Origin of the sequence: Pseudomonas sp. URIL14HWK12:I6 (assembly GCF_000514195.1) — a bacterium.
GTDB lineage: Bacteria > Pseudomonadota > Gammaproteobacteria > Pseudomonadales > Pseudomonadaceae > Aquipseudomonas > Aquipseudomonas putida_A.
Window position 1 is genome coordinate 131,102 of record NZ_AZVL01000019.1, and the last position, 20,512, is coordinate 151,613.

The following is a 20,512-nucleotide window of genomic DNA, read 5'->3' on the forward strand; positions in this document are numbered from 1 at the left end:
CCTACAGTTGATAGCTGAAACTGATGCTGTAACGCGCCCGACGATTGAACGTGTCCAGCGCTTCATCGGACATCGGTTTGGCGGCCTCCAACGCAATGTTGTAGTACTTGGCATCGCCAAAACGCAGGCCTACTGCTGCCGATGACAGGTCATTGCTCTGCACCGCCAGCTTGTTGAACCAGGTTTTCGAACGGTCCAGCACCACGTATGGCTGCAGGATGCGCACCCAGTTGCCGTCGCGATTGAAACTGTAGTTGATCTCGTAAGCCGCACCCCAGCCCTTGTCGCCCGATGCCTGATCGTCCGGGTAGCCACGGCCGAAATTCTGCCCGCCGAACACCGCGCGTTCGCTGTCAGGCAGGGTGTCATCACTCCAGTACAGCGCGGCCGACAGCACGCCTTGCCAGTTGTCGAAGAACTTGTCGCTTTGCACCCCGGAGAGGCGCAGGCGCAGGAAGTTCAGGTCCAGCGCCGGGTTGTTGGAATGCGCGCCCATGCTGTCCAGACCCTGATACACGCCACCACTGAGAATCCGCAGTTGCCGGGCATCGCTCTTGCGCCAGTCGCCTTCGAATGCGAGGGCACGCACGTTGGTGCGCTCTTCGATGCTGAGCGGATAGCCGACCACGTCGTAGCGGTTTTTGTCATCCACTGCATAGAGCCGCGCTCCCGCGTTAAGCAGTTCGTTGGAGGCGGCAATGAACGGGTGGCTGACACCGATGGAGTAACGATTGTCTTCCTTGTGCGGTTTGAGTTCGAAGCCATCGCTGGTGAGCACATTGGTGCCCGGATCGGCCCGGTAGCGCGAGGCAAACAGGCTCAGTTGCGTACCTTCGCTATTGAGGAACTGGTTGTAGTCTAGGCGGTAGTAATGTTCGTGATCGTCGCCCGGCGGAAACAGCCCGCTGAGGGTCAATTGCTCGCCCATGGCGGTCTGCGAGTTACTGCTGACCCCCAGCAATGCCTGCGTGCCGTTGCGGTTATCTTCGGTGGTGCTCATGGTGCTGGTGAACGGTTTGCGGCTGGCCTGGGCCACCAGTGTTGTTGCGCCGTCGGTGGTGCCGGGCGGCGGCACTTGCGCCTGGATGGTCACGCCGGGGATGCGGGTCATCAGGGTGGTGTAGCGTTCGAAGGTCTTGCGGGTCAGCGGGCGTTCGGCCTGGATTTTGGCTGCCAGTTCGTCGAGCAGACCTTTGACCCGGCCGACATCGCCCTGCACCTGCACATCGCGCACATAACCTTCGACCAGCACCACCCGCGCTACGCCGTCGTCGAAACGCTGTTGCGGCAGGAAGGCGTAGGACAGCAGATAGCCGTCCTTCTGGTAGCGCCGGGTGATGTCGCGTGTGGCTTCGATCAGGTCGGCGAGGCTGGTCTGATGGCCGATCAGGGGTTTGTAGACTTCGGCCAGTTCGTTGAGCGGGTAGATCGTGCCGCCTTCGATCTGCACGGTTTTCAGATTGACTTTGGTCTCCATCAACAGCGGCTGCGCCGTGGCCGCGCCGGGGTCGGGTACTTGCAGGGGCGTGGCGGCGGGGCGATAAGCATCTGCCGGCAGGTTCGGCACGGGCAGGTTACGCGTGGTTTCGTTGCTGTTGAGAAAGCTGGGCAGGGTGTCGGCGAGGGCGGCGGAACTGAGACTGAGGAACAGCAGGGATGCCATTACGCGCATAGGACACTCCATGGTCAGATCACAGCGCTGGGCTGAATTTTTCCTAAGAAAAAAGCGGAAGACTCGTGGGAATCTTCCGCCCTCAACCAAGCGTAGGCGCTGTAGGTGAGGCCGTCGAATCGGCCAGGTGCAATTTAGCGTTTGTTGCCTCCAAGAGCGCCGGTCAGACCACCGAGCACGCCACCCAGACCTCCGGTTGCGGTGCCTCCAGTGGCGGTGCCGCCGTTGACCAGTCCGCCGACCGCACCGACGGTGGCGCCGACGTTGCTGACCACACCACCCACGGCGGTGGTGACCGGGTTGTTGGTGGCGGCAATGGTGTTGCCGATCGTGCTGACCGCTCCGCCGACCTGGCCGGTGAGACCGGCGACCGGCGTGCCCAGACCTGTCGCGGCGCCGACTTGTTGAGTGACGCTGGTGACCGCACTGGTGACTGGGTTCAGCCCTGCGCCGACGGTAGCGCCGGCGGTGGCCAGTGGCGAGGTGGTGGCGGTGATCGGAGTGCCCGAGCCGCCGAGTACGGTGTTGAGCGAAGCGATGGTGTTGCCCAGTCCGCCAGCCGTGACGCCGCCGGCGCTGACCACGCCGTTGGTGCTGCCGGCGTTCAGACCGGCACCGACGTTGACCACGGCGCCGCCAACCGTTTGCAGCAAGCCGGTACCGCCCAGACCGCCGCCGAGACCACCGCCCAATCCGCCACCGCTGCTGGTGCCGTTATCCACCAGCCCGCCGGCTTTGCCGACGGCAGTGCCGACATTGGTCAAGGCGCCGCCGACGGTGTTGGTCAACGCGTTGCCGCTGCCAGCACCGGTGACTTGACCACCCACGCCTTTGACGGCGCCACCGACCTGGCCGAGGACACCATTGAGCGGAGCGCCGAGGCCGGTTGCATCGCCGACTTTGTCGGTGGTGCTTTCAACCATGGCAATCACTGGTACCAGACCGTTGCCGACACTTTTAGTCACCGAGCCCAGTGGGCCAGTGGTAGTGGCCAGACTCAGGGTGTCGCCGAGCATGGTGACTTTTTCACCGACGCCGTCGAGCACCGGAGCGACTTTGGTGACCACGCCGCCGACAACCGGAACGCTGCCGGTGGCGGTCGCCAGTTTGCTGCTCAGATCCGAGACGCCGGTACCGACATCTGAAACCACGCCGCCGACCGAGGACGCCGTGACGCCCAGGCCATTGTCGACCGTGCCCAGTTTGCCGATGCCGTTGGCCACGCCATCACCCAGGGTAGTGACCACATTGCCTGTGGTTTTTACTGCGCTTTGCACCACGCCGCCCACTACTGGAACGGTGCTCAAGGAGTCGCCGACCTGACCGACACCACTGCCGACGCCCGCGACGGTGTTGCCGACATCCTGCACCAGGGTGGTGGTCACTAGCGGGGTGGTAGTCGGGTTGGTCGGGTTGGTTGGATCCGTAGGGTCTGTCGGATTGGTAGGATTGGTCGGGTTCGTCGGATTGGTCGGGTTGGTCGTGCCGGTACCGCCAGTGCCACCGGTACCACCTGTGCCAGCGGTATCGGTGCCGCCAGTACCGCCAGTGCCACTGCTACCGCCTGTGCCACCAGTGCCGCCAGTGCCCGACGTCGCGCTGTCTGGCGAAGAGCTGCCGGAGCTGCTGTGATGGCCGCCACCGCCGCTGCTGCAGCCAGCGAGGCCAAGGGAGAGGATCAATGCCAGAGCTGTTGCCGATTTGCACCACACTTGAGTTTTCATGATTGAGATTCCTTGCACCTGTAACAACATTCGTCGTTTTCGATGGCTCACCGATCTGTCGCCGGTGATGCCTCGTCCGTGGTGCCAATCTCGATCGCGCGGTGCTTTTCCACCATTCTCAAGTTGGTATTAACGCCTTTATATATAAGGCGCCGCGCCGTGCCTAAGGACTAATACCCAGGATATAGACGCATAAAAAAAGGCCTTGAAAATCAAGGCCTGGAGTTTTTCAGAGTGCGGCGCCAAACGTGGAAAAACTTAAGTGATATATACACAATTTACAGGCTCGCCCGGGCGGATACTCAGGCAACCGGTTGCCACTGACCGACCATGTGTTCCAGATCGCCGTTGCCGATCAGGCGCAACTCGCCGCTGGACCCCGGCGCACTCGCCAGCAATGAAACCTCACTGGGCAAGCGCACCGGTTTGCGAAAGTGCACGGCGATTTCAAGGTTGGCTTTGGGTAGATGATCCGACAGTGCGGCGAGGGTTCGCGCCTTGTTCCACAACCCGTGAGCAATCGCCGTGGGGAAACCGAACAGTTTGGCGCTGGCAGCGCTCAGGTGAATCGGGTTGTAGTCGCCCGACACTTTGGCGTACTGCCGACCGATATCGGCGGGGGCTTTCCATTGCGCCACTTGCGTCAACACTTGGGACGGTTCCCAGTGTTGCTCGACAGTTTCGCCGTCGAGTTTCACTCCGCGACAGAGCATCTGGCTTTCGGCTTCCCACAGCGGCCCGAGTTGATCATCGAGGCTGGTCAACACCTCGAAGGTCGCGCCTTTGGGATGCGGCTGCAGGTTATGCACGCGGACGCTGACTTGCGCGCGACTGATCCCGCCCATCGGCCGCAACACGCGAATGCGGTTGCTCAGGTGAATCAGCCCCAGCAACGGGAACGGAAACTCCTTCGCCGTGAGCAATTGCATCTGCAGGGCGAACGCGAGGATGTGTGGATAAGTCGGCGGCAGCAGGCCGTCATCGGTAAAGCCGCAGACCTTGCGATAGGCCGCCAGTTTTTGCGGGTCGACATCGACCCAGCAGCGCAAACCGCTGTAGGGCAGTCGGGTGCCAGTGATCTTGCGCCGTGTCGCGGCACGCGCGTACAGGCCGGGCAGGCTCGGTTCACGGTCGAGGGTGTGCCATTCAATGCTCATGCCTATGCCCCCAGAACACTTTGGCCACAGACCCGCAGCGCCTGGCCGGTAAATGCGCCGGTGCCCGGTTGCGCCAGCCACGCGACGGCTTCGGCGACGTCTTGCGGCAAGCCGCCCTGGCCCAGCGAACTCATGCGCCGTCCGGCCTCACGCAGGCCGAACGGGATGTGCGCGGTCATCTGGGTTTCGATGAAGCCCGGGGCCACAGCGTTGATGCTGATGCCGCGTTCGTGCAGCGTTGGCGCCCAGGCCTGAGCCAGGCCGATCAGCCCGGCCTTGCTCGCGGCGTAGTTGGTCTGTCCACGATTGCCGGCGATGCCGCTGATCGAGGCCAGCAGAATCACCCGCGCATTGTCGTGCAGGGTGCCGCTGTCGAGCAGCGCCTTGGTCAGCACTTGCGGGGCATTGAGGTTGACCGCCAGCACCGCGTCCCAGAATTCCGGGGTCATGTTGGCCAGGGTCTTGTCGCGGGTGATCCCGGCGTTGTGCACCAGAATGTCGAGGCCGTCCGGCAGTTGTTCGATCAGGTGCGCGGCGGCATCTTCGGCGCAGATATCAAGGGTGATCGCCCGGCCGCCAAGACGTGCGGCGAGGGCTTCCAGATCAGTCTTGGCCGGGGGGACGTCGAGCAGAATCACCTCGGCGCCATCGCGGGCGAGGGTCTCGGCAATCGAGGCGCCGATCCCGCGTGCCGCGCCGGTGACCAGCGCCTTGCGTCCGGCCAATGGCCGGGTCCAATCGGTGACCGGCGTGGCGCACGGGCTCAGGCGAATCACTTGCCCGGAGACAAAGGCACTTTTCGGCGACAGGAAAAATCGCAGCGGCCCCTCAAGCTGATCTTCAGCGCCGTCACCGACATAGATCAGTTGCAGCGTGCCGCCGCTGCGCAGCTCCTTGGCCAGCGAACGCGAAAAGCCTTCGAGCGCTCGCTGTGCACTGGACGCAAACGGATCGCGCAGGGTTTCCGGGGCGCGGCCCAGGATCACCAGGTGCGCGCTGCTGTCGAGGTTTTTCATCAATGGCTGGAAGAACTCGCGCAGCTGTTTGAGCTGGTCGGTGTGCTGCAGGTCGCTGGCGTCGAACACCACGGCCTTGAGTTTCGGCCCGTGCCCGGGAATCCACGCGGTGGCCAGCGACGGCTCAGTGCCGTAGCTGTAGATCGCATCGGTCAGGCGGTTGGCGAACGCATTGACCCGCTCGGCCAGCGGCCCGCCACCGATCAGCAGCGCGCCGTCCACCGGCCGCAGGCGTCCGGCCTGCCAGCGTTCCAGCCGCACCGGCGACGGCAGGCCCAAAGCCCCGACCAGACGGTGGCCGATGGATGAGTTGGCGAAGTCGATATAGCGGTCAGACATGGAACGCTCTCCAAAAGTTGGGGTTCAAAGTGTGGACTACCAACGGCAATCAATCGTTCGATCCACGCAATAAGGCCTACGCTAGAACAGCAGAGTAGACCACCGTCCCTGTGGGAGCTGGCTTGCCAGCGATGGCGGAGTGTCAGCCACTGGAAATGCTGGAGGTGCCGGCCCTATCGCTGGCAAGCCAGCTCCCACAGGGATTTCCATGAATTCGGATCAACAAGGAGCTTTTCATGAGTCAGCTGCGCCGCATCGCCATCATCGGTGGTAACCGTATTCCTTTCGCCCGTTCCAACGGGCCGTACGCCACTGCCAGCTATCAGGTGATGCTCACTGCTGCCCTGGAAGGCCTGATCGAACGCTACAACCTGCACGGCCTGCGCATCGGCGAAGTGGTGGCGGGTGCGGTGCTTAAATTGTCACGGGATATGAACCTGACCCGCGAGTGCGTGCTCGGCTCGCGGCTGTCGCCGGCCACCCCGGCCTATGACATCCAGCAAGCCTGCGGCACCGGGCTGGAGGCGGCGCTGCTGGTGGCCAACAAAATCGCCCTCGGCCAGATTGACTGCGGCATTGCCGGTGGCGTCGACACCACCTCGGACGCGCCGATCAGCGTCAGCGAAGGCTTGCGCAAAATCCTTCTGCAGGCCAACCGCGCCAAGACCACCGGCGACAAGCTGAAAACCTTTCTGCAACTGCGTCCGCGGCACCTGATCCCGGAATTCCCGCGTAACGGCGAACCGCGTACCGGTCTGTCGATGGGCCAGCACTGCGAACTGATGGCGCAGACCTGGAACATCCCCCGTGAGGAGCAGGATCAACTGGCCCTCGAAAGCCATCACAAACTCGCCGCGTCCTACAGTGAAGGCTGGCACAACGATCTGATGACGCCTTTCCTCGGCCTGACCCGCGACAACAACCTGCGTCCGGACCTGACCCTGGAAAAACTCGCCACGCTCAAACCCGCTTTCGAAAAAAGCGCCAAAGGCACGCTGACAGCGGGCAACTCCACACCACTCACCGACGGCGCCTCGGTGGTGCTGCTGGGCAGCGAGGAATGGGCAAAAGAACGTGGTCTGCCGATCCTCGCCTACCTGCGCGATGGCGAAGCGGCGGCGGTGGATTTCGTCAACGGCGCCGAAGGCCTGTTGATGGCGCCGGTGTATGCAGTGCCGCGCCTGCTGGCGCGTAATGGGTTGACCCTGCAAGACTTCGATTACTACGAAATTCACGAAGCGTTTGCCGCGCAGGTGCTGTGCACGCTCAAGGCCTGGGAAGACCCCGAATACTGCAAGACGCGTTTGGGGCTGGACGCACCGCTGGGTTCGATCGACCGCAGTCGGCTGAATGTGAAAGGCAGCTCGCTGGCGGCGGGGCATCCGTTTGCCGCGACCGGAGGGCGGATTGTCGCCAACCTGGCAAAACTGCTGGATGCGGCCGGCAAGGGCAGGGGGCTGATCTCGATCTGCGCGGCGGGCGGCCAGGGTGTCACCGCGATCATCGAACGTTGAGCGCAATCCCCTGTGGGAGCGGGCTTGCTCGCGAAGGGGCCGTGTCAGTCGTAGTAATTGTGGCTGACACACCGCCTTCGCGAGCAAGCCCGCTCCCACAGGAGGGAAATGCATGCGATGTCAGATTCTGTCGCAAATGCCCTCGACGCTGATTGCCAACATTTCAAACAGGCTCAGCTATGATCGGCAAACCTCGATTATTTCGGCACAGTGTGTGCATCCACAGGGTTCACAGGTCGGCAACCCCTCCCCGTAGCGCGAGGATTGCCGTATAACGAGTGACATTCGCGTGTTTGGTAATAAAGGACCCACAATAAAAGCTGATGAAGACTCCAAAACGCATTGAACCCCTGATCGAAGACGGTCTGGTCGACGAAGTGCTGCGCCCACTCATGAGTGGTAAAGAAGCAGCTGTTTATGTGGTGCGCTGCGGTAACCAGTTACGTTGCGCGAAGGTTTACAAGGAGGCGAACAAACGCAGTTTCCGCCAGGCAGCCGAGTATCAGGAAGGTCGCAAGGTGCGTAACAGCCGGCAGGCCCGAGCGATGGCCAAGGGTTCGAAATTCGGTCGCAAGGAGACCGAAGACGCCTGGCAGAACGCCGAAGTCGCGGCGCTGTTCCGTTTGGCCGGTGCCGGCGTGCGAGTGCCCAAGCCGTATGATTTTCTCGATGGCGTGCTGCTGATGGAACTGGTGGCCGACGAATATGGCGATGCCGCGCCGCGTCTGAACGACGTGGTGCTGGAGCCGGATCAGGCCCGCGAATATCACGCGTTCCTGATCTCGCAGATCGTGCTGATGTTGTGTACCGGTCTGGTGCACGGTGACCTCTCGGAGTTCAACGTGCTGCTGACCCCGACCGGCCCGGTGATCATCGACCTGCCGCAGGCGGTGGATGCCGCTGGCAACAACCACGCGTTCAGCATGCTCGAGCGCGATGTGGGCAACATGGCGTCGTACTTCGGGCGCTTTGCCCCGGAGCTGAAGCAGACCCGCTACGCGAAAGAAATGTGGGCGCTGTACGAAGCCGGCACCTTGCACCCCAACAGCGTGCTGACCGGTGAGTTCGATGATCCGGAAGATCTGGCCGACGTTGGCGGTGTGTTGCGCGAGATCGAAGCGGCGCGGCTCGACGAAGAGCGCAAGCAGGCGATCCGTGCGGCGGATGACGAGCCCAAAGGCAAGTCCGACGAACCGCCTCCGCCACCGTGGATGCAGTAAGCGCATGAACAGAAACCCGGCTTCGGCCGGGTTTTTTGTGCCCTGTGTTTTTCCGGAGACCACCCCAAATTCCCTGTGGGAGCGAGCCTGCTCGCGAAGGGGCCTTACCAGTCACCATCCCTGTTGACTGACATACCGCTTTCGCGAGCAGGCTCGCTCCCACAGGGATGTGTGGTGTTCCTGGAATGTGTGTGGGAATCTTGTCGCCCCTCGCACACTCAAGGATTGAATGTGAACGCCCGCCTCATCATCAGCGCCCGGCTGATCTCCGACTTCGGCGCCTTCCTCAACATGGTCGCGCTGGCGACCTATGTCTACCTGCTGAGCAACAGCGCCATGAGCGTCGGGATCTTTCTCGCCAGCCGGGTTGGCGGGGGGATTTTTGCCAGTCTGATCGGTACGCGCTTCTATCGGCGCTGGAATGGCCGGGTGCCGTTGATCGCTTTCGATCTGCTGCGCGCGGCGTTGCTTGGCCTGCTGTTGATCCTGCCGCTGAGCCAGCAGGCGTTGCTGTTACCGGTGATCGCCTTCGGCCTGGGTTTTGGCAACTCGATGTTCGCCATCGGTCTCAACAGCCAGTTGCCGAGGTTGATCGAGCCGGCGCTGCTACTGAAAACCAATGCCTGGATCACCTCGGCGTCGTCGGCGGCGATGGTCGGCGGCAGCCTGGTGTCCGGTTTGCTGGTGGCAGCCTTCGGTTTCGAAACGGTCTTCGCGCTCAACGCACTGACCTATGTGCTGGCGGCGCTGTTGATTGCGCCGTTGCGCTTCGCCGCTGCGGAAGTCAGCGAACAATCGACCAGCGAACGCGGCGAATGGTCAGCCCTGAAACAAGGCCTGCGCACTGCTCCGGTGGTTGCGGCGATGCTCGCCGTGACCATGGCCGACACCTTGGGCAGTGCCGCGCATAACGTCGGATTCCCGATCCTCTCCAAACTGCTGACACCCGATTCGGCCAGCACCACGCTAGGCCTGATGCTGGCGGTGTGGGCCAGCGGCAAACTGCTCGGGGCACGGATTGCCAGTCGCCTCAAAGGCACGGATAACCGTGATCTGGAGCGACGGTATTTCTTCGGCGTGGCGTTGATGTCTTGCGGTTTTATCCTGATGTTCCAGCAGCACAGCCTTTACGGCCTGCTGCTGTTTTCGCTGCCGGCGGGGCTGGGTGACGGTATTTCTGAAGTCGGCCTGATGTCGCGCCTGCAACGTGAACCGGAGCATTTGCGGCTGCCGATTTTCAGTTTCCTGACCTTGCTGCAAATGACCGGATTCGGCGTCGGCATGCTGATTGCCGCGCCGTTTTACGAATGGTGGACGCCGGGTGCCGTGGTCATGCTGTTCCACGGCATCCCGCTCGGTACGCTGTTGACCGTGAAGCTGCTGGCGCTCAGGCGCGGGCGGGTTGCGCGCAGCAGCCCGACGCCAGTTCCTTGAGGATCGGGCAATCGGGGCGATGGTCGCCATTACAGTGCTCGACCAGATCCTGCAGGGTGTCGCGCAGCTCGCCGAGTTCACGGATCTTCCGGTTCAGCTCGTCGATGTGCTGACGCGCCAGCGCTTTCACATCGGCACTGGCACGCTGGCGATCCTGCCACAGGGTCAGCAGCTTGCCGACTTCTTCCAGAGAAAATCCCAGGTCCCGCGAACGCTTGATGAACGCCAGGGTGTGCAGGTCATCGTCGCTGTAGACCCGGTAGCCGCTGTCGGTGCGATGGGCAGCCTTGAGCAGGCCGATCGACTCGTAATAGCGGATCATCTTCGCGCTCAGGCCACTGTGCCGGGCCGCTTGGCCGATGTTCATCGGTGCTCCTCCAGATCCTTCGGTTTCCAGGTTTTCAACAGTAGCGCATTGCTCACCACGCTGACGCTCGACAGCGCCATCGCCGCACCGGCCAGCACCGGATTGAGGAAGCCGAGCGCTGCCAGCGGAATGCCGATCAGGTTGTAGACGAAGGCCCAGAACAGGTTCTGGCGGATCTTCGCGTAAGTCTTGCGGCTGATCTCCAGCGCTGCCGGCACCAGCCGTGGATCGCCGCGCATCAGAGTGATGCCGGCGGCGTGCATCGCTACGTCGGTGCCGCCGCCCATGGCGATGCCGATGTCGGCAGCAGCCAGTGCCGGGGCGTCGTTGATGCCGTCGCCGACCATCGCCACCACCCCGGTTTGCTTCAGTTCGGCGACGGTCGCGGCTTTGTCGGCGGGGAGCACTTCGGCATGAACGTTTTCAATGCCCAGCGCCTCGGCCACCACGCGCGCACTGCCACGGTTGTCACCGGTCAGCAGATGGCTGTGAATACCGCGGGCGGCCAGTTGCTGCACGGCTTGCAGTGCGCCGGGCTTGAGCGTGTCGCCGAAGGCGAACAAACCGAGCACTTGCGGTTCCGGGCTTTGCTCGATCAGCCACGACAAGGTCCGGCCTTGGCTTTCCCAGGCCTTGGCGGACTCGGCGAGGTGGCCGGCGCTCAGGCCACTTTCTTCCAGCAAGCGCCGATTGCCCAGCGCCAGGCGCCGACCATCAAGCGTGCCAGCGATACCGCGCCCGGTCAGGGCCTGGCTGTCGCTGACATCCGGCACGCTCAGGTCACGCTCGGCGGCCGCGTCCAACACGGCTTTAGCCAGCGGATGCTCGCTGCCGCGTTGCAGGGCGCCGGCCAGTGTCAGCAGAGTTTTTTCATCGCCATCCAGCGCACTGAAATGGGCGATACGCGGGGTGCCGGAAGTCAGCGTGCCGGTCTTGTCGAAGACCACGTTGTCGACTGCATGGGCACGTTCCAGCGCTTCGGCGTCCTTGATCAGAATGCCGTGACGCGCAGCCACACCCGTGCCGGCCATGATCGCCGTCGGCGTGGCGAGGCCGAGGGCACATGGACAGGCAATCACCAGCACAGCGACCGCGTTGATCAATGCTGTTTCCATAGGCGCGCCGTACAGCCACCAGCCAATCAGTGTCGCCAACGCGATCAGCAACACGCTGGGCACAAACACCTGGCTGACTTTATCCACCAGTTTTTGGATCGGCGCTTTCGCCGCCTGAGCGTCCTCTACCAGACGGATGATCCGCGCCAGCACGCTTTCCGCGCCGAGGGCGGTGGTGCGCACCAGCAAGCGACCTTCACCGTTGATCGCGCCGCCGGTGACTTTGTCGCCCGGCTGTTTTGGCACCGGCAGGCTTTCGCCGCTGATTAGCGCTTCGTCCGCGTGGCTCTGACCTTCGAGCACTTCGCCGTCGACCGGGAAGCGTTCGCCGGGTTTGACCAGCACCTGATCATTCAGGCGCAGAGCGCTGATCGCCACGTCTTGCTCGCGACCGTCAATGACCTGAATCGCCCGTTCCGGACGCAAGGCTTCGAGGGCGCGGATGGCGCTGGCGGTCTGGCGTTTGGCGCGGCTTTCCAGGTATTTGCCGAGGAGCACCAGGGCGATCACCACCGCCGAGGCTTCGAAATACAGATGCGGCATGCGCCCGGCGGCGGTGGCCCATTCGTACAGGCTCAAGCCATAACCGGCGCTGGTGCCGAGGGCCACCAGCAAGTCCATGTTACCGGCGCCGGCGCGCACGGCTTTCCACGCGGCCACGTAGAAACGTGCACCGAAAATGAATTGCACCGGGGTGGCGAGGGCGAATTGCGCCCAGGCCGGAAGCATCCAGTGAGTGCCGAACGGTTGCAGCAGCATCGGCAACACCAGCGGCAACGCCAGGACGATCGCGCAGATCAGCGCCCAGCGTTCATGTTGCAGGCGCTGTTGCTGGTTATCGGTGGCGGGGTGTTCGGCTTGCCAGACGCTGGCCGAGTAACCGGCCTTGCTTACAGCATCGAGCAGCGACTGAATGTCGACCTGACCGAGCCATTCGAGGTGTGCGCGTTCGTTGGCGAGGTTGACGCTGACGCTCTTCACCCCGGGGACTTTGTTCAGGGCGCGCTCGACGCGACCGACGCACGAGGCGCAGGTCATGCCGTCGATGCTCAACTCCACCGTCTGCTGCGGCACGCTGTAACCGGCGCGTTCAACCGCCGCCATCAACGACGGCAAGCTGTCACCAGGCGCCTGGACGCGGGCCTGTTCGGTGGCGAGATTGACGCTGACGGCACTGGCGCCGCTGACTTTGCGCAACGCCCGCTCGACACGCCCGGCGCAACTGGCGCAGGTCATGCCGGCAATCGGCAGATCGAAAGTGATGGAATCGGACATCGGTCTTACTCCCTGTAGAAGATGCCTACAAGGATCAACCTTGCCACGCGGGCAAGGTCAAGCGCCAATATTTGACTCACTACAAAAACAGTGTGGGAGCGGGCTTGCTCGCGAATGCGGTGTGTCAGTCAACATCATCGCTGAATGACACAGCGCATTCGCGAGCAAGCCCGCTCCCACATTTGGAGTTTTGCTTAGTATTCGAGGGCGGCAGGTCGCAGGTACAAGCCTTTGGCATTTGCCGCGATCCGGTACTTGAGCACATCGCCGGCCTTGAGCGAGATCTCCTGCGCCGGCGGCGCGAGCATGCCTGCCTGGCAACCCGGCACTTGGCCAGGCAATTGTTTCAGACGGATGGAAATCGTCCCGTGGGGCAGGTTGAACGAAGTGGTCTGTTCCTGAAGCAGGCGCGCTGCCAGTTCATCATTGACGTACACGCCAATCTCGCAGGGAGTCGGCACTTCCAGACGCTCGCGCGAGATGATCAGAACGGCGTAGTCCTCACCGGTCGCGTTGGCCTGGGGCAGGGCGGCAAAGAGGCTGAGCAAGCCAAACAGGCTGAAAGCTGACCAGCGCATGGCTGAATCTCCTGAATTTGAGTCATTGATGCACGCAGCTTGGCTGAGCGCGACGCCGATTGCCAGCCCGGCAGTTTTCTGCAGAACTTGACCTTGCCATGGTGGCAAGCTCGACACTGCGGGCAACCTCACTCAAAGGAGTCCATCCATGCAAGTGTTCAACGTTCAAGGCATGTCCTGCGGCCACTGTGTCAAAGCCATCACCAACGCCGTGCAGGCGAAGGATCCGGCGGCCAGCGTGCGAGTCGATCTGGCGGCCAAAGTAGTCGGCGTCGAGAGTTCGCTCAGCGCGGAGCAGGTGATCGAGGTCATCAAGGATGAGGGCTACCCGGTGAAATTGGCCGGTTAACGATAGACCCCTGTGGCGAGGGAGCTTGCTGCCGCCGGGGCGCGAAGCGGCCCTTTTTTCAATTGAAAAACACTGGGCCTGCTGCGCAGTCCAGCGGGAGCAGATTTCAGGTGTAGGTCATCTGATTTCTAATAGTTAGCGAGCTATCGGAATGTTCAAGGTGTCTCAGCGCGGCTAGACTGTCGGGCTGCCGACTTCTATCCCACCTGGATGCCTGATGAACTTCCGTACCATTCTGATTCTCGGTGCCCTGAGCGCCTTCGGTCCGCTGGCGATCGACTTCTATTTGCCGGCGTTCCCGTCGATGGCGCTGGCCTTTGGCACTGATGAAAAGCATGTGCAACTGACCCTGGCGGCCTATTTCGCCGGTCTGTCGATCGGGCAGCTGCTGTATGGCCCGGTGGCCGACCGGTTTGGGCGGCGCCTGCCGCTGTTGGTCGGTGTCGGCCTGTTCACCCTGGCCTCGCTGGCCTGTGCTTATGCACCGAATCTGGAATGGCTGATCGGCGCGCGTTTCGTTCAGGCGCTGGGCGGCTGCGCGGGGATGGTGATTTCCCGGGCGGTGGTCAGTGACAAGTGCGATGCGGTCGGTTCGGCGAAAGTCTTTTCGCAACTGATGCTGGTGATGGGGTTGGCGCCGATTCTCGCGCCGTTGCTCGGCGGTCTGCTGGTCAACACCACGGGCTGGCAGTCGATCTTCCTCGCACTGACGGGCTTCAGCGCACTGGCCGGCCTGGCTGTGGCGTTGGGGCTGCCAGAAAGTCTGCCGGCCCATGTGCCGCGCCAACCACTGTCCGGTGCGTTGCGCCAATACGGCCGGTTGTTCGGCGACCGGGTGTTTCTCGGGCACGCCCTGACCGGTGGGATCGCGGTCGCCGGGATGTTTTCCTATATCGCCGGTTCGCCGTTCGTCTTCATCAAGCTCTACGGCGTACCGGCCGAGCATTTCGGCTGGCTGTTCGGCACCAATGCGGCGGGTTTCATTCTGGTGGCCCAGGTCAACGCACGGCTGTTGGCCAAGCGCGGTCCGGCATTCCTGCTGGCACGGGCGGTGTGGGTGTATCTGTTGGCCGGGGTTTCTTTGCTCGCGGTCAGCTCGCTGCACACCGAAGCGTTGTGGCCGCTGTTGATCCCGTTGTTCGTGTGTATCGCCAGCCTCGGCTGCATCCTGCCCAACGCAGCGGCGTGTGCAATGAATGGCCAGGGTGCGCGTGCCGGTAGTGCGTCGGCACTGATGGGCTGCCTGCAGTTCAGCGTGGCTTCCGGCGCGGCTTCGCTGGTGGGCGTTCTGCACGACGGCAGCGCCATGCCGATGGCGATGGTCATCAGCCTGTGCGGGTTGCTGGTGGTGAGCGTCGCGATGTACACCCGGCATTTGCAGAATGCCCGGGCGTTGGCGCAAGCACAGGCCGAAGCCTGACTGCCTCAGCCGACGGCGCGTTGCTGTCCGGGGTCGGGAATCCGATGGGGCGCGTGCAGGCGCGCTTCGAGGGTGCGGGTGAAGGCGAGCGCCTCGGCTTCACTGCGAAAGGTCACGGCGTGCTGGTCCAGGCGAACCTGCCATTGGGACTTTGCCACTTCTTTTATCAGGATCTTCATTACTGACCTCCCTTGTGTAAAAGATGCATCGCAGAGGCTTCGAGTGTAGACCTGAATACGATCGGATTTGTGACAACGATCAAGCATCTGACTGACGGCAAAAAATAGCGCCAGCCCTTGAAAGGACTGGCGCTGATTACGACGTCCGGGTTTTCAGAAACTTTCTAAAACAATTTTGCCCTTGGCCTTGCCGCTTTCCAGCAGCTCATGCGCCCGGCGCAGGTTCGCCGCGTTGATCGTGCCGAAATGCTCGCCGACGGTGGTCTTCAACGTCCCCGCATCAATCAGCTCGGCCACTCGGTTGAGCAGCTTGTGCTGCTCTATCATGTCCGGTGTTTCGAACAGCGAGCGGGTGTACATGAACTCCCAGTGCAGCGACAGGCTCTTGCGCTTGAGCTGGCTCACGTCCAGCGACTTCGGATCGTCGATCAGCGCGAGTTTGCCTTGCGGGGCCAACGCCTCGACCAGTTGCTCCAGGTGCAGATCGGTCTGGGTCAGGCTGGCGACGTGGGTCACGTGATCGATGCCGGCGCGTTTCAGTTCTTCGCTCAGCGGCTGGCTGTGGTCGATCACCAGGTCGGCGCCCAGCTCGGTCACCCAGTCGCGAGTCTGTGCGCGGGACGCGGTGCCGATGACCTTCAGGCCGGTCAACTGGCTGGCCAGTTGGGTTAGGATCGAACCGACGCCGCCAGCGGCGCCGACGATCAGCAGGCTTTGACCTTCATCGGTCTTGCCCTCACGGATCTGCAGGCGTTCGAACAGCAGTTCCCACGCGGTGATCGCGGTCAGCGGCAGCGCGGCGGCTTCGGCAAAACCGAGGGATTTGGGCATGTGGCCAACAATGCGCTCATCGACCACGTGCAGCTCGCTGTTGCCACCGGCACGGGCGATGGAGCCGGCGTAAAACACTTTGTCGCCGGCCTTGAACAGCGTCACTTCACTGCCGACGGCCTTGACCACACCGGCGACGTCCCAGCCCAGTACTTTTGCTGCGCCGTTTTCCGGCGCCACGTTCTGCCGCACCTTGGTGTCGACCGGGTTGACCGAGATGGCTTTGACTTCCACCAGCAGGTCGCGCGGGCCGGCGACCGGCTCCGGCAGTTCGATGTCTTGCAGGGATTTTTCGTCGCTGATCGGCAGGGAGGCGTAATAGGCGATGGCTTTCATGACTTGCTCCGTAACGGTAATAGAAGAAGGGCTCAGGCGATGGCGCCCAGACGTTTCAATTGGAAGTGTTCGATGCAGTGGCCGGCGGCGGCCTGGAAGTTCTGAAAATGCGCGCTGGCGTTGTGCGCCGAAAGGATTTCCTCGCTGGCCCAGTGTTCGATCACATAAAAGGTCAGCGGATCGGCCAGGTCGCGATGCAGGTCGTACTGGCTGCAGCCTACTTCGGCGCGACTCGGCTCAACCAGTTCGCGCAGGGCGTTTTCGAGGGTGTCCTGCTGGCCGGGTTTGGCGATCAGGGTGGCGATGGCGGTGAATGCTTGGGACATGTGCGGCTCCAGTCGCGGGATAAATTTGCTTGAACCCATCATTGGCTATTTCTCGGCGCGATAAAACCGGCTAAAAGAGCAGTCTCTTTCAATATTTTTTTGATAATCGAGGCTGAGAATGCTGCGTTTCGACGATTTACAGTTGTTCGTTCGCGCGGCGGATCTGGGCAGCCTGTCGGCAGCGGCGCGGGTGATGGACATGTCCGCGGCAGTGGCCAGCGCCGCGCTCAAACGCATCGAACAGCAACTGGGCGTGCGTTTGCTGGCGCGCTCGACCCGCAGCCTGCGTCTGACCGCCGAGGGCGAAGGCTTCCTCGAATACGCGCGGGCCGCGTTGAGTTCGCTGGACGAAGGCCGGCGATTTCTCTCCAGCGCGCAGGATCAGGTCAGCGGCATCCTGCAGTTGTCGGCGCCTTCGGATTTCGGGCGCAACTTGCTGTTGCCGTGGCTCGACGAGTTTCAGCGCGAGCATCCGAAACTGACCGTGCGCCTGCTGCTCGGTGATCGCATCGCCGACCTGTTCCGCCAGCCGGTGGACATCGCCCTGCGTTATGGCGAACCCGAGGATTCGAGCCTGGTGGCCCTGCCCATCGCTCCGGACAATCGCCGCGTGCTCTGCGCATCGCCGGCGTACCTGGCGCGCCACGGTGAGCCGCGTCAGCTCGAACAACTGGCGCAGCACAATTGCCTGCTGTACATGCTCGGCAGTCGCGTGCACGACCATTGGAGTTTTCATGACGGCAAACGTGAAGTCGGCCTGACGGTCAGTGGCGATCGCTTCAGTGATGACGCCGACGTCGTCCGGTTGTGGGCGGTGGCGGGGGCGGGCATCGCCTACAAATCTTGGCTCGATGTCGGCACGGATGTGCTCGCCGGGCGCCTCAAAGTGTTGCTGCCAGAGCTGCTCTGTGAGCGTGCTCCGCTGAATCTGTTGTGCGCCCATCGCGCACAATTGAGTAAGCCGGTGAACCTTTTGAGGGAAATGCTCGCCAGCCGATGCGCCGAATTGAGTAGTCAATTTCCCCATTTCCCGAAAGTTGATCATTAGTCGCAGGCAATTAGCGAAATTTCACTCAGGAACTATCACCATTCGTGTCAGCCACGGCGCAGGAAGCAGCGTGCATCCCGCTTATACTAGCGACCGCCTCAAACCTGCACCGATAACCGGTCAGGACTGAATCCGGCCGGTTTTTCAGAGCCGGGCGAGCGCTGCACAAACGCCGCGGACACTCCATTGACGGGTGCCGCAGCACCGGCCTGGCTTGCTCCGGTTCATGGCGTTTTACCCGTCTTGGCCGATGACCCATTACTGGTCAAGATGTCTTCGAGCAGTAGACGATACGATTCAACAGGGAGTGAATACATGGAACATGCACCTTGCATCAGCCAGATCGCCACGCTGCTGGCCGACCCCAAGCGCAGTGCGATGATGTGGGCGTTGATGGATGGCTCGGCACGCCAGACCGAAGAGCTGGCGCTGCTGGCAGGGTTGTCGCCATCTTCGGCCAGTGCGCATCTGGGGCGTTTGTCCGCCGGGGGCCTGTTGAAAGTCGAGGTCCGTGGGCGCAAGCGCTTTTTCCGTCTGGCAGCCCCGGAGATCGCGGCGGCCATCGAAGCGCTGGCCAGTGCCACGATCGCCAGCGCACCGCGGGAAATTCCTCACGTATTCAAACGCTCGGCACCGAGCGCCAATCCCCGGACTGCGCCGTCTTCACTGCTGCGTGCGCGCTTTTGCGATGATCATTTGGGTGGCACGCTGGCCGCCGATCTGTATCAGCGTCTGCTCGATGCCGGCTGGCTCGAACAGATCGAGCAGCGGGTCGTGGTGACCCTCAAAGGCTCGACGCAACTGGCCAACCGCGGTGTGTTCATCCAGGCCCTCGCTCATCGCAAGGCTCAGGTGGCGTGTGCCTGTCCGGACTGGAGTGAACGTCGCCCGCACCTGGGCGGTTCACTCGGCGCGGCGGTGCTGCAACTGTTCATGCAGTCCGGCTGGCTGGTGTTGCCCAAGGACTCCCGAGCCTTGCAAGTGACCTCGGCCGGGCAGCGGGAAATCCAGCGGTTCGCCAAGGAAACCGAGCTGGAATTGGCGTAATAGAGCGTTCGCCGGCCGACACTTCGACGCTGGCGTCGCCTGTGACTGCGAACAGGTCGTATCCAGAAAAAGCGCTGAGGCGTTATCGCGCACACTCGATCCGCACACATTGCGGAGGGGATGGGCATGGATACGCGAGACTTCAGCGCGGCAGAACGCCTGGAACGGCTGCCGCTCAGCGGTTATCACCGGGTTATTTTCATCATCATTGCCCTGGCGTTCTTTTTCGACTCCATGGACCTGGCCATGATGACGTTCCTGCTCGGCTCGATCAAAACCGAGTTCGGCTTAAGCAGTGCACAAGCCGGCCTGCTCGCCAGTTCGAGTTTTTTCGGCATGGTGCTGGGGGCGTCCCTGTCGGGCATGCTCGCCGACCGCTTCGGGCGCAAACCGGTGTTTCAGTGGAGCATCGTGCTGTGGGGCGTGGCCAGTTACCTGTGTTCGACCGCGCAAACGGTCGAGAGCCTGACGCTGTTCCGCATCCTGCTGGGGATCGGCATGGGCATGGAGTTTCCGATTGCACAGTCGATGCTTTCGGAGTTGATCCCGGCGCAGCGGCGCGGGCGCTACATTGCATTGATGGACGGTTTCTGGCCGCTGGGTTTTGTTGCCGCCGGGGTGCTGTCGTACTTTCTGCTGCCGTTGATTGGCTGGCGCGATATCTTCCTGGTGTTGGCGGTGCCGGCGGTGTTTGTGCTGGCGATCCGTTTCTTTATCCCCGAATCACCGCGCTGGCTGGAACAGGCCGGACGCCACGAAGCCGCGGATAAGGTCCTCGGCGCCATCGAGGCGCGCGTGCGTACATCGCTCGGTGTCGCGACGCTGCCTGAGCCGGTGCGCCTGCCAAGGACAGTGACGCCGCCGGGCAACTTCTTCTCGGCACTCAAGCAGATCTGGTCGCCGCAATATCGCCAGCGCACCACGATGATCTGGAGTCTGTGGTTTTTCGCCTTGCTCGGTTTCTACGGGCTGACGTCGTGGCTCAGTGCGTTGTTGCAACAGTCGGGTTTCGCCGTGACCCAGTCGGTGTATTACACCGTGCTGATTTCTCTGGGCGGGATTCCCGGGTTTCTGATGGCAGCGTGGCTGGTGGAACGCTGGGGGCGCAAACCGGTGTGCATCGTGACGTTGCTCGGCGGCGGGGTGATGGCGTTTCTCTACGGGCAGAGTGCGGTGTTCGGCGGCAACGTCGCGTTGCTGATCAGCTCGGGGCTGCTGATGCAGTTTTTCCTGTTCGGCATGTGGGCGGTGCTCTACACCTATACGCCGGAGTTGTACCCGACTTCGGCGCGCGCCACGGGCTCGGGCTTTGCCTCGGCGATTGGCCGTGTCGGCTCGTTGCTCGGACCACTGGTGACCGGGCTGGTGTTCCCGATTACCGGGCAGGGCGGGGTGTTTGCGCTGGGCGCGCTGTGCTTTGCGATTGCGGCGGGGGTGGTGTGGCTGTTCGGGATGGAGACGCGGGGCAAGACGCTGGAAGAGCTGACAGAGTCGACACCGGTATAAATGTGGGAGCGAGCCTGCTCGCGAAAGCGTCGTGTCAGACAACTCAAACTGTGACTGAC

General features: G+C 62.5%; 18 protein-coding genes. 8 read left to right on the forward strand and 10 right to left on the reverse strand.

Annotation, left to right across the window (positions count from 1 at the left end):
* Position 1: 1 nt before the first annotated feature.
* The 4 genes from H043_RS0121735 to H043_RS0121750 all read right to left on the reverse strand — a co-directional run bounded on the left by H043_RS0121735 (position 2) and on the right by H043_RS0121750 (position 5,908).
* Positions 2-1,672 (reverse strand): ShlB/FhaC/HecB family hemolysin secretion/activation protein, encoded by a 1,671-nt coding sequence (locus H043_RS0121735; RefSeq protein ID WP_027613621.1) that lies wholly within the window; start codon positions 1,670-1,672, stop codon positions 2-4.
* A 134-nt stretch (positions 1,673-1,806) separates the two neighbouring features.
* Positions 1,807-3,396: a collagen-like triple helix repeat-containing protein gene (locus tag H043_RS0121740; RefSeq protein WP_027613622.1), complete on the reverse strand. Its 1,590-nt coding sequence runs from the start codon at positions 3,394-3,396 to the stop codon at positions 1,807-1,809.
* Between the two features lie 302 nt (positions 3,397-3,698).
* Positions 3,699-4,553, reverse strand: coding sequence for a MaoC/PaaZ C-terminal domain-containing protein (locus H043_RS0121745; protein ID WP_027613623.1), 855 nt, complete (start codon positions 4,551-4,553; stop codon positions 3,699-3,701).
* Between the two features lie 2 nt (positions 4,554-4,555).
* The gene (locus H043_RS0121750; RefSeq protein ID WP_027613624.1) at positions 4,556-5,908 is read right to left on the reverse strand and encodes a 3-oxoacyl-ACP reductase; all 1,353 of its coding nucleotides are present in this window, start codon (positions 5,906-5,908) and stop codon (positions 4,556-4,558) included.
* A gap of 236 nt (positions 5,909-6,144) precedes the next feature.
* On the opposite strand from H043_RS0121750, the gene H043_RS0121755 reads away from it, so the two are divergent.
* The 3 genes from H043_RS0121755 to H043_RS0121765 all read left to right on the forward strand — a co-directional run bounded on the left by H043_RS0121755 (position 6,145) and on the right by H043_RS0121765 (position 10,076).
* Positions 6,145-7,422 (forward strand): acetyl-CoA C-acetyltransferase, encoded by a 1,278-nt coding sequence (locus H043_RS0121755; protein ID WP_027613625.1) that lies wholly within the window; start codon positions 6,145-6,147, stop codon positions 7,420-7,422.
* A 323-nt stretch (positions 7,423-7,745) separates the two neighbouring features.
* Complete coding sequence (locus H043_RS0121760) at positions 7,746-8,642, forward strand: PA4780 family RIO1-like protein kinase (protein WP_003221347.1); 897 nt, start codon at positions 7,746-7,748, stop codon at positions 8,640-8,642.
* Positions 8,643-8,873: 231 nt separating this feature from the next.
* Complete coding sequence (locus H043_RS0121765; RefSeq protein WP_027613626.1) at positions 8,874-10,076, forward strand: MFS transporter; 1,203 nt, start codon at positions 8,874-8,876, stop codon at positions 10,074-10,076.
* Here the strand turns inward: H043_RS0121765 and cueR are convergent.
* The 3 genes from cueR to H043_RS0121780 all read right to left on the reverse strand — a co-directional run bounded on the left by cueR (position 10,030) and on the right by H043_RS0121780 (position 13,411).
* Positions 10,030-10,443 (reverse strand): Cu(I)-responsive transcriptional regulator, encoded by a 414-nt coding sequence (cueR, locus tag H043_RS0121770; protein WP_027613627.1) that lies wholly within the window; start codon positions 10,441-10,443, stop codon positions 10,030-10,032. The two genes, H043_RS0121765 and cueR, sit on opposite strands and share 47 nt — an antisense overlap.
* A complete protein-coding gene (locus H043_RS0121775) occupies positions 10,440-12,833 on the reverse strand; it encodes a heavy metal translocating P-type ATPase (RefSeq protein WP_027613628.1) in 2,394 nt (797 codons plus the stop codon). Before H043_RS0121775 ends, cueR begins: the two co-directional genes overlap by 4 nt.
* 194 nt (positions 12,834-13,027) lie before the next feature.
* Positions 13,028-13,411 (reverse strand): hypothetical protein, encoded by a 384-nt coding sequence (locus H043_RS0121780; RefSeq protein WP_027613629.1) that lies wholly within the window; start codon positions 13,409-13,411, stop codon positions 13,028-13,030.
* Between the two features lie 148 nt (positions 13,412-13,559).
* Here H043_RS0121780 and H043_RS0121785 point away from each other — a divergent pair, with 148 nt between their 5' ends.
* Both H043_RS0121785 and H043_RS0121790 read left to right on the forward strand, forming a co-directional pair.
* Positions 13,560-13,760, forward strand: a complete 201-nt coding sequence (locus tag H043_RS0121785; RefSeq protein WP_027613630.1) for a heavy-metal-associated domain-containing protein — start codon at positions 13,560-13,562, stop codon at positions 13,758-13,760.
* A 217-nt stretch (positions 13,761-13,977) separates the two neighbouring features.
* Positions 13,978-15,180 carry a multidrug effflux MFS transporter gene (locus tag H043_RS0121790; protein ID WP_027613631.1) on the forward strand — a complete coding sequence of 401 codons (1,203 nt, stop codon included), beginning with the start codon at positions 13,978-13,980 and terminating at the stop codon, positions 15,178-15,180.
* Positions 15,181-15,185: 5 nt separating this feature from the next.
* Here the strand turns inward: H043_RS0121790 and H043_RS30485 are convergent, their stop codons facing one another.
* The 3 genes from H043_RS30485 to H043_RS0121805 form a co-directional block, all read right to left on the reverse strand.
* Positions 15,186-15,359, reverse strand: coding sequence for a hypothetical protein (locus H043_RS30485; protein ID WP_166496092.1), 174 nt, complete (start codon positions 15,357-15,359; stop codon positions 15,186-15,188).
* Between the two features lie 153 nt (positions 15,360-15,512).
* The gene (locus H043_RS0121800; protein ID WP_027613632.1) at positions 15,513-16,526 is read right to left on the reverse strand and encodes a zinc-binding alcohol dehydrogenase family protein; all 1,014 of its coding nucleotides are present in this window, start codon (positions 16,524-16,526) and stop codon (positions 15,513-15,515) included.
* A 32-nt stretch (positions 16,527-16,558) separates the two neighbouring features.
* Positions 16,559-16,852: a putative quinol monooxygenase gene (locus tag H043_RS0121805; protein ID WP_027613633.1), complete on the reverse strand. Its 294-nt coding sequence runs from the start codon at positions 16,850-16,852 to the stop codon at positions 16,559-16,561.
* Between the two features lie 118 nt (positions 16,853-16,970).
* On the opposite strand from H043_RS0121805, the gene H043_RS0121810 reads away from it, so the two are divergent.
* The 3 genes from H043_RS0121810 (at position 16,971) to H043_RS0121820 (ending at position 20,453) form a co-directional block, all read left to right on the forward strand.
* Positions 16,971-17,900, forward strand: a complete 930-nt coding sequence (locus tag H043_RS0121810; RefSeq protein WP_027613634.1) for a LysR family transcriptional regulator — start codon at positions 16,971-16,973, stop codon at positions 17,898-17,900.
* 315 nt (positions 17,901-18,215) lie between these two features.
* Positions 18,216-18,947, forward strand: coding sequence for a helix-turn-helix transcriptional regulator (locus H043_RS0121815; RefSeq protein WP_027613635.1), 732 nt, complete (start codon positions 18,216-18,218; stop codon positions 18,945-18,947).
* Between the two features lie 126 nt (positions 18,948-19,073).
* Entirely contained in the window at positions 19,074-20,453 is a 1,380-nt protein-coding gene (locus tag H043_RS0121820; RefSeq protein WP_027613636.1) for an MFS transporter, read from the forward strand.
* The last annotated feature ends 59 nt before the right edge of the window (positions 20,454-20,512 follow it).

What these genes read in the sequence shown, in the direction of transcription:
- H043_RS0121735 (WP_027613621.1), bottom strand. Translation starts at nt 1,672, where the DNA reads ATGCGCGTAATGGCATCCCTGCTGTTCCTCAGTCTCAGTTCCGCCGCC.
- H043_RS0121740 (WP_027613622.1), bottom strand. Translation starts at nt 3,396, where the DNA reads ATGAAAACTCAAGTGTGGTGCAAATCGGCAACAGCTCTGGCATTGATC.
- H043_RS0121745 (WP_027613623.1), bottom strand. Translation starts at nt 4,553, where the DNA reads ATGAGCATTGAATGGCACACCCTCGACCGTGAACCGAGCCTGCCCGGC.
- H043_RS0121750 (WP_027613624.1), bottom strand. Translation starts at nt 5,908, where the DNA reads ATGTCTGACCGCTATATCGACTTCGCCAACTCATCCATCGGCCACCGT.
- H043_RS0121755 (WP_027613625.1), top strand. Translation starts at nt 6,145, where the DNA reads ATGAGTCAGCTGCGCCGCATCGCCATCATCGGTGGTAACCGTATTCCT.
- H043_RS0121760 (WP_003221347.1), top strand. Translation starts at nt 7,746, where the DNA reads ATGAAGACTCCAAAACGCATTGAACCCCTGATCGAAGACGGTCTGGTC.
- cueR (WP_027613627.1), bottom strand. Translation starts at nt 10,443, where the DNA reads ATGAACATCGGCCAAGCGGCCCGGCACAGTGGCCTGAGCGCGAAGATG.
- H043_RS0121775 (WP_027613628.1), bottom strand. Translation starts at nt 12,833, where the DNA reads ATGTCCGATTCCATCACTTTCGATCTGCCGATTGCCGGCATGACCTGC.
- H043_RS0121780 (WP_027613629.1), bottom strand. Translation starts at nt 13,411, where the DNA reads ATGCGCTGGTCAGCTTTCAGCCTGTTTGGCTTGCTCAGCCTCTTTGCC.
- H043_RS0121785 (WP_027613630.1), top strand. Translation starts at nt 13,560, where the DNA reads ATGCAAGTGTTCAACGTTCAAGGCATGTCCTGCGGCCACTGTGTCAAA.
- H043_RS0121790 (WP_027613631.1), top strand. Translation starts at nt 13,978, where the DNA reads ATGAACTTCCGTACCATTCTGATTCTCGGTGCCCTGAGCGCCTTCGGT.
- H043_RS30485 (WP_166496092.1), bottom strand. Translation starts at nt 15,359, where the DNA reads ATGAAGATCCTGATAAAAGAAGTGGCAAAGTCCCAATGGCAGGTTCGC.
- H043_RS0121800 (WP_027613632.1), bottom strand. Translation starts at nt 16,526, where the DNA reads ATGAAAGCCATCGCCTATTACGCCTCCCTGCCGATCAGCGACGAAAAA.
- H043_RS0121805 (WP_027613633.1), bottom strand. Translation starts at nt 16,852, where the DNA reads ATGTCCCAAGCATTCACCGCCATCGCCACCCTGATCGCCAAACCCGGC.
- H043_RS0121810 (WP_027613634.1), top strand. Translation starts at nt 16,971, where the DNA reads ATGCTGCGTTTCGACGATTTACAGTTGTTCGTTCGCGCGGCGGATCTG.
- H043_RS0121815 (WP_027613635.1), top strand. Translation starts at nt 18,216, where the DNA reads ATGGAACATGCACCTTGCATCAGCCAGATCGCCACGCTGCTGGCCGAC.
- H043_RS0121820 (WP_027613636.1), top strand. Translation starts at nt 19,074, where the DNA reads ATGGATACGCGAGACTTCAGCGCGGCAGAACGCCTGGAACGGCTGCCG.